Annotated in this window: 12 protein-coding genes and 1 riboswitch; of the genes, 8 read left to right on the top strand and 4 right to left on the bottom strand. The window is 55.7% G+C overall.

Features of this window, described 5'->3' with window-relative positions; genetic code table 11:
* Positions 1–3: 3 nt before the first annotated feature.
* Positions 4–2,655, bottom strand: a complete 2,652-nt coding sequence (gene ppc / locus ABIE02_RS21515; protein WP_032615245.1) for a phosphoenolpyruvate carboxylase — start codon at positions 2,653–2,655, stop codon at positions 4–6.
* Between the two features lie 247 nt (positions 2,656–2,902).
* Entirely contained in the window at positions 2,903–4,054 is a 1,152-nt protein-coding gene (gene argE / locus ABIE02_RS21520; protein ID WP_336995148.1) for an acetylornithine deacetylase, read from the bottom strand.
* 88 nt (positions 4,055–4,142) lie between these two features.
* Here argE and argC point away from each other — a divergent pair, with 88 nt between their 5' ends.
* The 4 genes from argC (at position 4,143) to oxyR (ending at position 8,642) form a co-directional block, all read left to right on the top strand.
* Positions 4,143–5,147: an N-acetyl-gamma-glutamyl-phosphate reductase gene (gene argC / locus ABIE02_RS21525; RefSeq protein ID WP_117386846.1), complete on the top strand. Its 1,005-nt coding sequence runs from the start codon at positions 4,143–4,145 to the stop codon at positions 5,145–5,147.
* 6 nt (positions 5,148–5,153) lie between these two features.
* The gene (argB, locus tag ABIE02_RS21530; RefSeq protein ID WP_098946274.1) at positions 5,154–5,930 is read left to right on the top strand and encodes an acetylglutamate kinase; all 777 of its coding nucleotides are present in this window, start codon (positions 5,154–5,156) and stop codon (positions 5,928–5,930) included.
* A 101-nt stretch (positions 5,931–6,031) separates the two neighbouring features.
* Complete coding sequence (gene argH / locus ABIE02_RS21535; RefSeq protein WP_032615236.1) at positions 6,032–7,405, top strand: argininosuccinate lyase; 1,374 nt, start codon at positions 6,032–6,034, stop codon at positions 7,403–7,405.
* A gap of 319 nt (positions 7,406–7,724) precedes the next feature.
* The gene (oxyR, locus tag ABIE02_RS21540) at positions 7,725–8,642 is read left to right on the top strand and encodes a DNA-binding transcriptional regulator OxyR (protein WP_032615235.1); all 918 of its coding nucleotides are present in this window, start codon (positions 7,725–7,727) and stop codon (positions 8,640–8,642) included.
* Here the strand turns inward: oxyR and sthA are convergent.
* On the bottom strand, positions 8,625–10,025 hold the full coding sequence (gene sthA / locus ABIE02_RS21545) for a Si-specific NAD(P)(+) transhydrogenase (RefSeq protein ID WP_032615234.1): 1,401 nt from the start codon (positions 10,023–10,025) through the stop codon (positions 8,625–8,627). The two genes, oxyR and sthA, sit on opposite strands and share 18 nt — an antisense overlap.
* Positions 10,026–10,221: 196 nt before the next feature.
* Between sthA and fabR the strand changes: the two genes are divergently transcribed.
* Complete coding sequence (fabR, locus tag ABIE02_RS21550; RefSeq protein WP_032615233.1) at positions 10,222–10,860, top strand: HTH-type transcriptional repressor FabR; 639 nt, start codon at positions 10,222–10,224, stop codon at positions 10,858–10,860.
* Between the two features lie 10 nt (positions 10,861–10,870).
* Positions 10,871–11,230, top strand: coding sequence for a YijD family membrane protein (locus tag ABIE02_RS21555; RefSeq protein ID WP_032615232.1), 360 nt, complete (start codon positions 10,871–10,873; stop codon positions 11,228–11,230).
* Positions 11,231–11,277: 47 nt separating this feature from the next.
* Here ABIE02_RS21555 and trmA read toward each other — a convergent pair whose 3' ends face one another.
* A complete protein-coding gene (gene trmA / locus ABIE02_RS21560) occupies positions 11,278–12,378 on the bottom strand; it encodes a tRNA (uridine(54)-C5)-methyltransferase TrmA (protein ID WP_032615230.1) in 1,101 nt (366 codons plus the stop codon).
* A 104-nt stretch (positions 12,379–12,482) separates the two neighbouring features.
* A riboswitch (cobalamin riboswitch) is annotated at positions 12,483–12,658 on the top strand.
* Between the two features lie 66 nt (positions 12,659–12,724).
* Between trmA and btuB the strand changes: the two genes are divergently transcribed.
* Positions 12,725–14,578, top strand: coding sequence for a TonB-dependent vitamin B12 receptor BtuB (gene btuB / locus ABIE02_RS21565; RefSeq protein WP_230431070.1), 1,854 nt, complete (start codon positions 12,725–12,727; stop codon positions 14,576–14,578).
* On the top strand, positions 14,523–15,374 hold the full coding sequence (murI, locus tag ABIE02_RS21570; RefSeq protein ID WP_032615226.1) for a glutamate racemase: 852 nt from the start codon (positions 14,523–14,525) through the stop codon (positions 15,372–15,374). Before btuB ends, murI begins: the two co-directional genes overlap by 56 nt.
* Positions 15,375–15,517 lie beyond the last annotated feature (143 nt).

Here is a 15,517-nt window from a genome sequence, read left to right on the forward strand (position 1 = left end):
TAATTAACCCGTGTTACGCATGCCCGCCGCAACACCTGCGATGGTGACCATCAGCGCTTGTTCCACACGTGGATCCGGCTCCAGACCTTCTTCTTCCGCTTTACGCGAACGGTACAGCAGCTCTGCCTGCAGCACGTTCAGCGGGTCGGTGTAGATGTTACGCAGCTGGATGGACTCGGCAATCCATGGCAGATCGGCCATCAGATGGGAGTCGTTGGCGATATCCAGCACCACTTTGATGTCGTCTTGCAGCAGCTCGCGCAGCTCGCTGCCCAGCGCCCACAGCTCCGGTTTCACCAGACGCTGATCGTAGTATTCCGCCAGCCACAGGTCGGCTTTCGAGAACACCATTTCCAGCATGCCGAGGCGCGTGGAGAAGAACGGCCAGTCGCGGCACATGGATTCCAGTTCGTTCTGCTTCCCGTCTTCCACCACTTTTTGCAGAGCGGCACCGGCACCCAGCCAGGCCGGGAGCATCAGTCGGTTCTGCGTCCAGGCGAAGATCCACGGGATAGCACGCAGGGACTCAACCCCGCCAGTCGGGCGACGTTTTGCCGGACGTGAACCCAGCGGCAGTTTGCCCAGCTCCTGCTCCGGCGTTGCCGAGCGGAAGTAAGGCACGAAGTCTTTGTTTTCGCGCACATAGCCGCGGTACATGTCGCACGAGATGTCGGACAGTTCGTCCATGATATGACGCCAGGCATCTTTCGGCTCCGGCGGCGGCAGCAGGTTCGCTTCGAGGATCGCACTGGTGTAGAGCGACAGGCTGCTGATGGTGACTTCCGGCAGACCGTACTTGAAGCGGATCATTTCGCCTTGTTCGGTCACACGCAGGCCGCCTTTCAGGCTGCCCGGCGGTTGAGAGAGCAGGGCCGCATGAGCAGGGGCACCGCCACGGCCAATCGAGCCGCCGCGACCGTGGAACAGGGTCAGTTCAATCCCGGCTTTTTCGCAGGTTTTGATCAGCGCATCTTGTGCCTGATACTGCGCCCAGGAGGCGGCCATCACGCCCGCATCTTTTGCGGAGTCGGAATAGCCGATCATGACCATCTGCTTGCCCTGGATAAAGCCGCGATACCAGTCGATGTTCAGCAGCTGGGTCATCACGTCGTTGGCGTTATTCAGGTCATCGAGCGTTTCAAACAGCGGCGCGACCGGCAGAGCAAAGGTAATGCCCGCTTCTTTCAGCAGCAGGTGAACCGCCAGCACGTCGGACGGGGTTTTCGCCATGGAGATCACATAGGCCGCCACCGATCCTTTCGGCGCATCGACGATCGCTTTGCAGGTGTCGAGCACTTCACGGGTCTCTTCACTTGGTGCCCAGCTCCGCGGCAGCAGAGGACGTTTGGAATTCAGTTCGCGGATCAGGAAGGCCTGTTTGTCGGCTTCTGACCAGCTTTCGTAGTCGCCAATGCCGAGATAGCGGGTCAGCTCGCCCAGCGCCTCGGTGTGACGGGTGCTTTCCTGACGCACGTCGATACGCACCAGCGGCACGCCGAAACACTTCACGCGGCGCAGGGTATCGAGCAGCTCGCCGTTCGCGATGATGCCCATCCCGCAGGCTTGCAGTGACTGATAACAGGCGTATAGCGGCTCCCACAGCTGCTCGTTCTGGCTGAGCAGACCGGCGGGTTTCGGCAGACGCTGGCCTTTAAGGCGCGCTTCCAGCCAGGCCTGAGTGGCCAGCAGCTGGCTGCGCAGGTTTTTGAGCAGGAAGCGGTAAGGTTCGGTTGCACCGGCTTCACCTACCAGCTCAAGCAGTTCTGGCGTGGCTTCGACCATCGACAGCTCTGAAATCAAAATCTGAATGTCTTTCAGGAACAGATCGGTGGCTTTCCAGCGGCTGAGCAGCAGGACGTGGCGAGTGATCTCGGCGGTAACGTTCGGGTTGCCGTCGCGGTCGCCACCCATCCAGGAGGTGAAGCGCACCGGAACAAAATCCACCGGCAGGCGATAGCCGAGGTTCTCTTCCAGCTGTTCATTCAGCTCGCGCAGGTAGTTAGGCACCCCTTCCCACAGGCTGTTTTCCACCACCGCAAAGCCCCATTTGGCTTCGTCAACCGGGCTTGGGCGGTGCTTACGGATTTCATCGGTATGCCAGGACTGAGCAATCAGCTGGCGCAGACGGCGCATCAGCTGGTTACGTTCGTAGTCAGCAATCTCTTTATTATCAAGTTGCTTCAGGCAGTTGTTCACTTCACCCATTTTGTGGATCAGGGTGCGGCGGGTGATCTCAGTTGGGTGGGCGGTCAGCACCAGCTCCAGTGACAGAGACTCAACGGCCTTTTTGATGGTCGCTTCGTTGAGATCGGGTTGGTCCTTGAGTTTTCTGAGCGTGCGGGCAATCACTTCCGGGTTGCTGGCCCCTTCGCCATTCGGCGAAATGCTATGGTACTGTTCGGCGGTATTCGCCAGGTTAAGAAACTGGCTGAAGGCACGGGCAACGGGCAGCAGCTCATCGTTAGAGAGGTTCTGCAACGTGGTGAGCAGCTCCTGACGGTTGGCTTCGTTACCGGCACGGGAAGATTTAGACAGCTTACGGATTGTTTCAACGCGATCGAGAATGTTCTCGCCCAACGCATCCTTGATGGTATCTCCCAGCACCTTGCCGAGCATACTGACATTACTACGCAACGCGGAATATTGTTCGTTCATAAAAACCCAGTCACCCCATCATTTTTGTTTATGCCCGGCCAGACATCCAACGGACATTATTTTGTCATCTCCCTTTATAAAGCCATGTAAAACCCCCGTCGTCAATTGCTGCGAAAACGGTTCAGCAAACGAATAAATGCGGGCAATTTACGAAATTTAATTCGCTTTGCGTCAGATAAGAGATGCTTATAGGAGTGTGACGAAGATCATGAGATTTTTCCCCTCTCGTGAGAGAGGGGGACAGTCATTAATGCCAGCAGAAGTGATGCACAACCTGGGTGATCAGTTCACGGGTCGGTTTGATAAAGCGCGTTTCCAGATACTCATCTGGCTGGTGGGCCTGGTTGATGGAACCCGGACCGAGGACCAGCGTCGGACAGAGAGTCTGAATAAACGGCGCTTCGGTGCAGTAGTTCACCACGTCGGTTTTTTCGCCGAGCAGTTTTTCCACCACCTCCACCAGCTGATGGTCCGGTGGGCACTCATAGCCCGGGATCGGCGGATGCAGTTCAGAAACCGTCAGGCGGCCCGGCCAGCGCTCGCTCACCGGGGCCAGCGCTTCATTCAGCAAGCCGTCAAGATCGCTTAAGGTCATGCCCGGCAGCGGGCGGATATCCATATGCAGTTCGCAGCAGGCGCAGATGCGGTTGGACGCATCGCCGCCGTGCAGGCTGCCGAGATTGAGGGTCGGATACGGCACGGTGAACGCATCGTAGTGATAACGCTCTTTCAGATCGTCGCGCAGGGTCATGATGCGGCCAATGGCGTCGTGCATCAGTTCGATGGCATTAACGCCGCGCGCCGGATCGCTGGAGTGACCGGACTGGCCCAGCACGCGCACCGCCGTGGAGATATGGCCTTTATGCGCGCGGATAGGTTGCAGGGAGGTTGGCTCGCCGATAATGGCGCAATCCGGGCGAATTGCGGTGTTTTCAGAGAAGTAGCGCGCGCCTGCCATGCTGGTCTCTTCATCGGCGGTTGCCAGAATATAGAGCGGCTTTTTCAGCGTTTTCACGTCCACGTCACGCAGCGCGTCGAGGATAAAGGCGAAGAAGCCTTTCATGTCGGCGGTGCCCAGCCCGTAAAGTTTGTTGTCGTGCTCGGTCAGGGTGAAGGGATTGCGCGTCCAGCGGCCATCGTCAAACGGTACGGTATCGGTATGTCCCGCCAGCAGCAGGCCGCCCGCACCCTGCCCGGTGCTCGCGAGCAGGTTAAATTTATTACGGGTTCCCGGGACGGGCTGAACTTCCACTTTAAACCCGAGATCGCTGAACCACCCCGCCAGCAGATTGATTAAAGTCTCATTACTCTGATCCAGCGCTTCTTCCGTTGCGCTGATGGACGGCGTGGCAATCAGGGCGCGGTAGATCTCGATAAATGGCGGTAAATTCATTTTCATTGTTGACACACCTTAGGTCGTGATAGTATCAATATTCATGCAATAAATGTGAATAAAAATACATTAACGTTGAGCATAAAGGAACCCGATGTTGAATACGCTGATTGTAGGCGCTAGCGGTTATGCGGGCGCAGAGCTTGTAAGCTACGTGAATCGCCATCCTCATATGACCATAACCGCTTTGACTGTCTCAGCGCAAAGCAATGATGCAGGAAAGTTAATTTCCGATTTACATCCGCAACTTAAAGGGATTGTTGATCTGCCGTTGCAGCCAATGTCGGATATCAGCGCGTTTACCGACGGCGTGGACGTGGTGTTTTTAGCCACCGCCCACGAAGTTAGCCACGACCTGGCGCCGCAGTTTCTGGCGGCCGGCTGCGTGGTATTCGATCTCTCCGGTGCGTTCCGTGTGAACGACGCCGCGTTCTATGAAAAATACTATGGTTTCACCCATCAGCACCCGGATCTGCTTGAACAAGCAGTATATGGTCTGGCGGAGTGGAACGCAGATGCGCTGAAAGAAGCGAACCTGATTGCCGTGCCGGGTTGCTACCCGACGGCGGCGCAACTCTCCCTGAAGCCGTTGATCGATGCAGACCTGCTGGATCTCAACCAGTGGCCAGTGATCAACGCCACCAGCGGCGTGAGCGGAGCAGGGCGCAAAGCGGCTATCTCCAACAGCTTTTGTGAAGTGAGCCTGCAGCCGTATGGCGTGTTTAATCATCGTCATCACCCGGAAATCACCACCCATCTGGGGGCGGAAGTCATCTTCACTCCGCACCTGGGCAACTTCCCGCGCGGGATCCTCGAAACCATCACCTGCCGCCTGAAACCGGGCGTGACCAAAGAGCAGGTAGGCGAAGCTTTCGCGCAGGCGTATGCGAATAAACCGCTGGTACGTCTGTATGACAAAGGTGTCCCGGCGCTGAAAAATGTGGTCGGCCTGCCGTTCTGCGATATCGGCTTTGCCGTGCAGGGTGAGCACCTGATTGTAGTGGCCGCAGAAGATAACTTGCTGAAAGGTGCAGCCGCCCAGGCTGTTCAGTGCGCAAATATTCGTTTTGGCTATGCTGAAACGCAGTCTCTTATTTAAGGTGTGATGATGAATCCATTAATTATCAAGCTTGGTGGTGTGCTGCTGGACAGCGAAGAGGCGCTGGAGCGTCTGTTTACCGCGCTGGTTAACTATCGCGAATCCCATCAACGCCCGCTGGTGATTGTCCACGGCGGCGGCTGTGTGGTTGATGAGTTAATGAAAGGCCTTAACCTGCCGGTGAAAAAGAAGAATGGCCTGCGCGTTACGCCTGCCGATCAGATCGACATCATTACCGGCGCGCTGGCGGGCACTGCCAACAAAACGCTGCTGGCCTGGGCGAAGAAACACCATATCGCCTCCGTGGGCCTTTATCTCGGCGATGGTGACAGCGTAAAAGTGACCCAGCTTGACGAAGAGCTGGGGCATGTAGGCCTGGCGCAGCCGGGTTCACCTAAGCTGATTAACACCCTGCTGGAAGGGGGATTCCTGCCAGTGGTCAGCTCTATCGGTGTGACCGAAGAGGGTGAGCTGATGAACGTCAATGCAGACCAGGCGGCTACCGCTCTGGCGGCGACGCTGGGCGCCGACCTGATCCTTCTCTCTGACGTGAGCGGTATTCTGGACGGCAAAGGCCAGCGCATTGCGGAAATGACTGCGGCGAAGGCTGAGCAGCTGATCGCCCAGGGCATAATTACCGACGGCATGATTGTGAAAGTGAATGCGGCGCTGGATGCCGCGCGCACGCTTGGCCGCCCGGTGGATATCGCCTCCTGGCGTCATGCCGAGCAACTGCCAGCCCTGTTCAACGGCACGCCGATTGGTACCCGTATTCTGGCTTAATATTTAATGCCCGGCGGCACTCTGCTTGCCGGGCCGACAAGACCGTAGGTCGGGTAAGCGTAGCGCCACCCGGCAGAACTAACGAATAAAGGAAGCATGTTATGGCACTTTGGGGTGGGCGTTTTACCCAGGCAGCGGATCAACGGTTCAAACAGTTCAACGACTCTTTGCGCTTCGACTACCGCCTGGCCGAGCAGGATATTGTCGGCTCTGTGGCCTGGTCCAAAGCGCTGGTCACCGTTGGCGTGCTGACCGCAGACGAACAGCTGCAGCTGGAAGAGGCGCTGAACAACCTGCTGGAAGAGGTACGTCTGAACCCGCAGCAAATCCTCGAGAGCGATGCCGAAGATATTCACAGTTGGGTGGAAGGTAAACTGATCGACAAAGTCGGCCAGTTAGGTAAAAAGCTGCACACTGGCCGGAGCCGTAACGACCAGGTGGCGACCGACCTGAAGCTGTGGTGTAAAGATACCGTGGTAGAACTGCTGGCGGCGAACCGTCAACTGCAGAGCGCGCTGGTGGAAACCGCGCAAAACAACCAGGACGCGGTGATGCCAGGGTATACCCACCTGCAGCGTGCGCAGCCTGTCACCTTTGCTCACTGGTCGCTGGCCTACGTTGAGATGCTGGCGCGTGATGAGAGTCGTCTGCAGGATGCCTTAAAGCGTCTGGACGTTAGCCCGCTGGGCAGCGGCGCATTGGCCGGTACGGCGTATGAAATCGACCGTGAGCAGCTGGCCGGCTGGCTGGGCTTTGCTTCTGCCACCCGCAACAGCCTGGACAGCGTCTCCGACCGTGACCATGTGCTGGAGCTGCTCTCAAATGCGTCAATCGGTATGGTGCATCTGTCGCGCTTCGCCGAAGACCTGATCTTCTTCAACTCTGGCGAAGCCGGTTTTGTGGAGCTGTCCGATCGTGTGACCTCCGGCTCTTCCCTGATGCCGCAGAAGAAAAACCCGGATGCGCTGGAGCTGATCCGCGGCAAGTGTGGCCGCGTGCAGGGTGCACTGACCGGCATGATGATGACCCTGAAAGGGCTGCCGCTGGCGTACAACAAAGATATGCAGGAAGACAAAGAAGGGCTGTTCGACGCGCTCGACACCTGGCTGGACTGTCTGCATATGGCGGCGCTGGTGCTGGACGGCATTCAGGTGAAGCGTCCGCGTTGCCAGGAAGCGGCTCAGCAGGGCTATGCCAACTCCACCGAGCTGGCGGATTACCTGGTCGCCAAAGGCGTGCCGTTCCGTGAAGCGCACCATATTGTGGGCGAAGCGGTGGTGGAAGCCATTCGTCAGGGTAAACCGCTGGAAGATTTATCTCTGGCTGACCTGCAGAAATTCAGCAACGTGATTGGCGATGATGTTTACCCCATCCTGGCGCTGCAGTCGTGCCTGGATAAGCGTGCGGCAAAAGGCGGCGTGTCGCCGCAGCAGGTGGCGCAGGCCATTGCAGATGCAAAAACCCGTCTGCTTTAATGCGTGCGGGCTGGTGCCCCACCCCGGCTCTTTCCTTTAGTTTGATAGAGCACACCCTAAAAATGGCAACTTCGGTTGCCATTTTGCTTTTATCCCGTTTTTTAACGCAAAAAAAAGCGGACCACGGGGTCCGCAAAAGTTCACGTTGGCTTTAGTTGTTCGAGCTTTGAGAAAAACTCGTTAGACGGGCAGGACTTCAAGGGTAATCAGTGCCGCTTCGTCTCTGTGATGCATTATTCAACAGAACGCTTGATAGGGATAATCGTTCATTGCTATGCTATCTATCGCCATGAACTATCGTGGCGACGGAGGATGAATAATGAATATTCGTGATCTTGAATACCTGGTTGCATTAGCTGAACACCGCCATTTTCGCCGCGCGGCAGATTCCTGCCACGTCAGTCAGCCTACGCTTAGCGGTCAGATCCGTAAGCTGGAAGACGAACTTGGTGTGATGCTGCTGGAGCGCACCAGTCGTAAGGTTCTGTTCACCCAGGCAGGTCTTCTGCTGGTGGATCAGGCGCGCACCGTGCTGCGCGAGGTCAAAGTGCTCAAGGAAATGGCAAGCCAGCAGGGGGAGACGATGTCCGGCCCGCTGCATATTGGCCTGATCCCTACCGTTGGCCCGTACCTGCTGCCGCAAATTATTCCGATGCTGCATCAGACCTTCCCAAAACTCGAAATGTACCTGCATGAAGCGCAAACGCATCAGCTGCTGGCGCAATTAGATAGCGGCAAACTCGACTGCGCGATCCTCGCGCTGGTCAAAGAGAGTGAATCCTTTATCGAAGTCCCGCTGTTTGATGAACCGATGATGCTGGCGATCTATGAGGATCACCCGTGGGCGAACCGCGATCGCGTACCGATGGCCGATCTGGCCGGTGAAAAGCTGCTGATGCTGGAAGATGGTCACTGTCTGCGCGATCAGGCGATGGGCTTCTGTTTTGAAGCGGGTGCCGATGAAGATACCCACTTCCGCGCAACCAGTCTGGAAACGCTGCGTAACATGGTGGCGGCGGGGAGTGGTATTACGCTGCTGCCAGCGCTGTCCGTTCCGCCAGAGCGTCGCCGTGACGGGGTGGTTTATCTGCCGTGCATCAAGCCGGAGCCGCGTCGTACTATTGGCCTGGTCTATCGTCCAGGGTCGCCGCTGCGCAGCCGCTATGAGCAGCTGGCAGAGGCCATCCGCAGTTCGATGGATGGCCGTTTCGACAGTGCGTTAAAACAGGCGGTTTAAGCCGTTCAGCGCCGCAACCCGATAGGCTTCTGCCATGGTCGGGTAGTTAAAGGTGGTGTTAACAAAATACTCGATGGTGTTACCGCCACCTTTTTGCTCCATGATCGCCTGGCCGATGTGAATGATTTCCGCCGCACGTTCACCGAAGCAGTGAATGCCGAGGATTTCTTTCGTCTCGCGATGGAACAGGATCTTCAGCGTACCCACACTCATCCCGACGATTTGCGCCCGCGCCAGATGTTTAAACTGGGCGCGACCCACCTCGTAAGGCACCTTCATGGCCGTCAGCTGCTGTTCGGTTTTCCCGACTGAGCTGATCTCAGGAATGGTGTAAATGCCGGTCGGGATATCTTCAATCAGATGCGCCGTCGCTTCACCTTTCACCAGCGCCTGAGCGGCAATGCGCCCCTGGTCATAAGCGGCCGACGCCAGGCTTGGATAACCAATGACGTCACCTACAGCATAGATATGCGGCAGGGCGGTCTGATACATGCTGTTGACCTTGAGCAGCCCGCGGCTGTCAGTGGTCAGGCCGATGTTTTCCAGCGCCAGAGAATCGGTATTACCGGTACGACCGTTAGCGTAGAGCAGGCAGTCGGCTTTCAGCTTTTTGCCGGACTTCAGGTGCATAATCACGCCATCATCGCAGCCTTCGATCTTCTCATACTCTTCGTTATGACGAATCACCACGCCGCTGTTCCAGAAGTGGTACGAGAGAGAGTCGGACATCTCCTGATCGAGGAACGCCAGCAGGCGGTCGCGGGTGTTTATCAGGTCAACTTTGACGTTCATGCCGCGGAAGATGGAAGCATATTCACAGCCGATCACCCCGGCACCGTAAATCAGTACGTGGCGCGGCTCATGGTGCAGGCTCAGAATGGAGTCGCTGTCGTAGACGCGCGGATGGGAGAAATCCACATCTGCCGGACGGTACGGGCGTGAGCCGCAGGCGATCACAAACTTCTCGGCGGTGATGGTCTCAACGGAACCGTCATGACACTCCAGCGCCAGCGTATGTTCATCCACGAAATGGGCGTTACCCTGCAAAATTTCGCAGTGATTACGTTCATAAAAGCCCTGACGCATACGGGTCTGCTGATTAATAACGGTATCAGCGTGGTTCAGGATATCGGCAAATGATGAACGGAGAAGACGGGAGTGATCGCTGTAAAGAGGGTTCTGGTTGAATTCAATAATGCGGCTGACAGCGTGGCGGAGGGCTTTAGAAGGGATGGTGCCCCAGTGGGTGCAACCGCCGCCAACATTATGGTAGCGCTCAATAACCGCGACTCTGGCTCCTTGCTTAACCAGTCCCATAGCAGCGCCTTCGCCGCCAGGGCCGGAACCAATAACTATTGCGTCGTAATCGTAGGAATGTGACATGGTAAGGCTTACCTGTTCTTATACATAAAAGCAACAGAATAGTAACATCATTGGCGGGATAACCCAATTATCGTTGTGCTCTTTTCGCGTGATGGAGCACAAACAACATGGAAAGCGTCATTCTGTAAGCCAGGTAAACCGATTAATTTTATTCTCTGGTATAGTGCCAGCGGGCCTTTGGAAGGATTCAACTATCGTGATGGGCGTAAGAGCACAACAAAAAGAGAAAACCCGGCGTTCGCTGGTAGAAGCGGCATTCAGTCAACTGAGTGCCGAGCGAAGTTTTGCCAGTCTGAGCCTGCGCGAAGTCGCACGCGAAGCCGGGATTGCGCCTACCTCTTTCTATCGTCATTTCCGTGACGTAGATGAACTGGGTCTGACCATGGTGGATGAAAGCGGGCTGATGCTCCGCCAGCTGATGCGCCAGGCGCGTCAGCGTATTGCTAAAGGGGGCAGCGTGATCCGCACCTCCGTTTCCACCTTTATGGAGTTTATCGGCAACAATCCCAACGCGTTTCGTTTACTGTTGCGGGAACGCTCTGGTACGTCGGCCGCGTTTCGTGCCGCCGTGGCGCGTGAGATTCAGCATTTTATTGCGGAACTTGCCGACTATCTTGAACTCGAAAACCATATGCCGCGCGCCTTCACTGAAGCGCAGGCCGAGGCGATGGTGACAATAGTCTTCAGTGCGGGCGCCGAAGCACTGGATGTGAGCGTTGAACAACGCAAACAACTTGAAGAGCGACTGGTATTGCAACTGCGGATGATCTCTAAAGGGGCTTATTACTGGTATCGCCGTGAACAAGAAAAACTGGCGCATCAATCCGATGAGTGAAAGGTGAGTAATGAAACAGACAGGACAGGATAAAGGAACATTGTTGCTGGCATTGATCGCTGGCTTATCCATTAACGGTACGTTTGCAGCGATTTTTAGCTCTATTGTGCCGTTTTCGGTTTTCCCGATGATCTCTCTGGTGCTGACGGTATACTGTCTGCATCAGCGTTATCAGAATCGCACCATGCCGGTGGGGTTACCGGCATTGTCGGCGGCGTTCTTTGTGCTGGGCGTCCTGCTGTATAGCACCGTAGTGCGTGCAGAGTACCCGGACATTGGCTCTAACTTCCTGCCTGCGGTGCTGTCGGTGGCGCTGGTGTTCTGGATCGGCTTTAAAATGCGCAACCGTAAACAGCAGCTGCCAGAGTAAGATGTGTTTGTAGGCCGGGTAAGCGCTGCGCCACCCGGCATTACGATTTACCGGGCCGTCAGTAACACACCGCACTCCATATGGTGCGTATACGGGAACTGATCGAACAATGCCAGGCGTTCAACCTTGTGCGTCTGGCTTAATGTTTCCAGGTTCTTGCATAAGGTTTCCGGGTTACAGGAGATATACAGAATACGCGGGTACGCCTGCACCATCTTCTCGGTTTCGCTGTCCAGCCCACTGCGCGGTGGATCGACGAAAATCGTCTCACACTGGTAGCTCTTCAGATCAATCCCCTGCAGACGGTTAAACTCCCGCACGCCGTTCATCGCCTGAGTAAATTCTTCCGCCGACATCCGAATGATCTGCACATTATCAATGTGGTTAGCCGCGATGTTGTACTGGGCGGAAGCGACCGACGGTTTGGCAATTTCGGTAGCCAGAACGCGATTGAAGTTACGCGCCAGCGCCAGCGAGAAGTTACCGTTACCGCAGTACAGTTCCAGCAGATCGCCGGTTGAACCTTCAGTGGCATGCAGTGCCCACTCCAGCATCTGCACGTTCATCGCCGCGTTCGGCTGCGTAAAGCTGTTCTCCACCTGGCGATAAATCATCTCTTTGCCCGCCACCGGCAGACGCTCATCGATGAAATCCTGATCCAGCATGATTTTGGTTTTTGTCGCACGGCCAATCAGATGCACGTTGATGTTCTGCGCACGCAGTGCATCACGCAGGGCTTCTGCGGCCTGGCGCCATTCGTCATTCAGCGCTTTATGGTACAGCAGCGAGACGATGGCCTGATTGCTTTGGGTGGTGAGGTAGTCAATCTGGAACAGCTTATGGCGCAGCAGCGGATTATTACGCACGCCATCCATCATCAGGGTCATCAACTGGTTAATCAGCTCGCTGGCCGCCGGGAAACTGTCCACGCGGATACGGCTTTTGGTCTGCTGATCGAAGATGATGTGATAAAGGTCGTCGCCGTCATGCCAGATGCGGAATTCGGCACGCATACGGTAGTGACTGACCGGGGAGCGGAACACCTCAGGCGCAGGCGCAGCAAAAGGCGTCATCATACTTTGCAGACGGACGACTTTCTCTGCCAGTTGCGCGTCGTACTGTTCTGTCGGGAGGTGTTCGGGGGTCATGATGCTTCCTGATTGATGATGAATTACGCGGGGATTGTAGGGATTGTACAGGGGATGTCCAGCCTTAATGGTTAACAGCAGTCTGGACATCTATACGTGTCTAAATGTAGCATTATGTTTCCGGTCTCTTGAGAGTGAAAAGGGAATCCAGTGCAAATCTGGAGCTGACGCGCAGCGGTAAAGACTGGCGGGATGAGAGCTGTAGACACTGTGAAAATGGGAAGTCTTCATCCTTATAAAGCCACCTAGCCCGAAGACCTGCCGGAATTACGTCGCATTTGGTTTCATCATCGCGTGCTATGGGTGAGGCCTGCGGCATCCTTCTTATATTGTGGATGCTTTTACAATGATAAAAAAAGTATCGCTGTTGACGGCGCTTTCCGTCACGGCATTTTCGGGCTGGGCGCAATCTGGCGCAGACGCGCTGGTCGTAACGGCTAACCGTGTTGCTCAACCTGCTAACACCGTTCTGGCCCCTAGCTCCGTTGTGACCCGGGAAGATATTGAACGCTGGCAGGCAAAAAGCGTCGTTGAAATCATGTCACGCTTACCGGGTGTGGATATCGCCCAAAGCGGCGGCATGGGTGCCAACTCTTCTACCTTTATTCGCGGAACGGAATCCCGTCATGTGCTGATATTGATCGACGGCATTCCACTGAATAACGCCGGCATCAGTAACTCACCGGATCTCAGCCAAATCCCCGTTTCACTCATTCAACGTGTCGAATACATTCGCGGCCCGCGTTCGGCCCTCTATGGCTCGGATGCCATTGGCGGCGTGATTAACATCATCACCGGCCGGGACAAGCCAGGCGCTGAAATCACTGCCGACGTCGGCTCGAAAGGCTATCAATCTTACGATGGCTCCTTCCAGCAGGTGCTGGATAAAACCAAAATCACCCTCGGCGGCAACTATACCTATACCCGCGGCTTTGATATCGATGCGGCGGATGCGCCACGCCAGCCCGATCGTGACGGCTTTATGAGTAAGTCGCTGTTTGGCTCGGTTGAGCAGCAGATCACCGATAACCTGAGCGGTTTCGTGCGGGGACTGGGTTATGACAACCGCACGGCGTATGACGGCTATGAGCACTATGACGCTAACTTTATGGTCGATGGCCTGCCGGACACGCGCCAGCTGTATAGCCAGAACTGGGATACCGGTTTGCGCTATAACCAGGGGATCTACCAGACCCAACTGGTGGGCGGGTATGGTCGCAGTAAAGACCAGAACTATGATCCGAGCAAAGGCCGTTATGCTTCTTCTGCCACTACGGATGACGTTAAGCAGTACACCGCTCAATGGCTGAACACCGTGACGGTTGGCCACGGCAATATCGGCGCGGGTCTGGACTGGCAGAAACAAAAAACCGAGGCGGGAACAGGTTATCTGGATCAAGGCTACACGCAGCGCAACACCGGGGTATTCCTGTCTGCCATGCAGCAGTTTGATAGCGTCACCCTGGAAGCCGCAGCACGTAATGATGATAACTCTAACTTTGGTAACCATAGCACCTGGCAGACCAGCGCCGGATGGGAGTTTATCGACGGTTACCGGATCATCGGTTCCTACGGCACAGCCTATAAAGCGCCGACCATGAGCCAGATCCACAGCGCGAGCTATGGCAACCCGGACCTGAAGCCGGAAGAGAGCAAGCAGTGGGAAGGTGGCTTCGAGGGGCTGACCGGCCCGGTCACCTGGCGCGTATCAGGTTATCGTAACGATATCGACAACCTGATTAGCAGCGACCCGCGTACGTTCCGCTACTACAACGTCGATAAAGCGCGCATTAAAGGTATCGAAGCTACGGCGCAGTTTGATACCGGTCCGGTGGGACATCAGATCTCTTATGACTATGTTGACCCGCGCAATGCCAAAACCAACGAGGTGCTGGCCCGCCGTTCTAAGCAGCAGGTGAAGTACCAGTTGGATGCCCAGGTGTGGGATCTCGACTGGAATCTGGCCTACCGTTACCTGGGCACCCGTTATGACGTGGCGTACAATCCTGATACGTTCACCTCAGAGCGCGTGAAAATGGGTGGGGTCAGTTTGTGGGATCTCGCAGTTTCATATCCTGTCACCTCTCACCTTACAGTTCGTGGTAAAATCGCCAACCTGTTCGATAAAGACTACGAGACAGTTTATGGCTACGAAACTGCAGGACGGGAATACACCTTGTCTGGCAGCTACACCTTCTGACCCACGTCCCACCGTACTGGTGTTTGACTCCGGTGTCGGTGGGCTTTCAGTCTATGATGAGATTCGGCATTTACTGCCGGATCTTCATTACATCTATGCATTCGATAACGTGGCTTTTCCGTATGGGGAAAAGAGCGAAGACTTTATTGTCGAGCGCGTCATTGAAATCGTCACTGCTGTACAACAGCATTACCCTCTCGCTCTGGCGGTGATTGCCTGTAATACGGCGAGTACGGTTTCCCTTCCAGCCTTACGCGAAAAATTCCCGTTCCCGGTTGTCGGCGTGGTGCCGGCGATTAAACCTGCGGCACGCCTGACGGCGAATGGCGTGGTAGGGCTACTGGCAACACGCGGGACGGTTAAGCGTCCTTATACCCGCGAGCTGATCGAACGTTTTGCCAATGAATGTCAGATCGCGATGCTAGGTTCAGCCGAGCTGGTGGAGATGGCCGAAGCAAAACTGCACGGCCAACCGGTATCACTGGAAGAGTTGCGCCGCGTTCTGCGCCCGTGGCTGCGTATGAAGGAGCCGCCAGATACGGTTGTACTCGGCTGCACGCATTTCCCTTTATTGCAGGACGAGCTGCTTGCCGTACTGCCGGAAGGTACCCGACTGGTAGACTCAGGGGCAGCTATTGCCCGTCGCACCGCATGGCTGCTTGAACATGAAGCGCCAGATGCGAAATCTACCGACGCGAATATTGCTTATTGCATGGCATTGACCGCTGAGACTGAGCAACTTTTACCCGTTTTACATCGTTACGGCTTCGAAACGCTCGAAAAACTAGCGCTGTAGCACGTTTTTGAGCAAAAAAAAGACGGTTGAAAGATTTTTTTAAATTAGCTCTTGTCACTGCCGAAGAACTCCCTATAATGCGCCTCCACTGACACGGAACAACGGATTACAAACCGCCGTGACAGCAGGCTTCAGAGATGAAC

It is taken from the genome of Leclercia sp. 1548 (assembly GCF_050435045.1).
Lineage (GTDB): Bacteria > Pseudomonadota > Gammaproteobacteria > Enterobacterales > Enterobacteriaceae > Enterobacter > Enterobacter adecarboxylatus.

Excerpts from the sequence above, each read along its gene's own strand:
- argC (WP_117386846.1), top strand. The coding sequence starts at position 4,143 with ATGTTGAATACGCTGATTGTAGGCGCTAGCGGTTATGCGGGCGCAGAG.
- ABIE02_RS21555 (WP_032615232.1), top strand. The coding sequence starts at position 10,871 with ATGAAACAGACAGGACAGGATAAAGGAACATTGTTGCTGGCATTGATC.
- argH (WP_032615236.1), top strand. The coding sequence starts at position 6,032 with ATGGCACTTTGGGGTGGGCGTTTTACCCAGGCAGCGGATCAACGGTTC.
- argB (WP_098946274.1), top strand. The coding sequence starts at position 5,154 with ATGATGAATCCATTAATTATCAAGCTTGGTGGTGTGCTGCTGGACAGC.
- argE (WP_336995148.1), bottom strand. The coding sequence starts at position 4,054 with ATGAAAATGAATTTACCGCCATTTATCGAGATCTACCGCGCCCTGATT.
- oxyR (WP_032615235.1), top strand. The coding sequence starts at position 7,725 with ATGAATATTCGTGATCTTGAATACCTGGTTGCATTAGCTGAACACCGC.
- btuB (WP_230431070.1), top strand. The coding sequence starts at position 12,725 with ATGATAAAAAAAGTATCGCTGTTGACGGCGCTTTCCGTCACGGCATTT.
- sthA (WP_032615234.1), bottom strand. The coding sequence starts at position 10,025 with ATGTCACATTCCTACGATTACGACGCAATAGTTATTGGTTCCGGCCCT.
- murI (WP_032615226.1), top strand. The coding sequence starts at position 14,523 with ATGGCTACGAAACTGCAGGACGGGAATACACCTTGTCTGGCAGCTACA.
- trmA (WP_032615230.1), bottom strand. The coding sequence starts at position 12,378 with ATGACCCCCGAACACCTCCCGACAGAACAGTACGACGCGCAACTGGCA.
- ppc (WP_032615245.1), bottom strand. The coding sequence starts at position 2,655 with ATGAACGAACAATATTCCGCGTTGCGTAGTAATGTCAGTATGCTCGGC.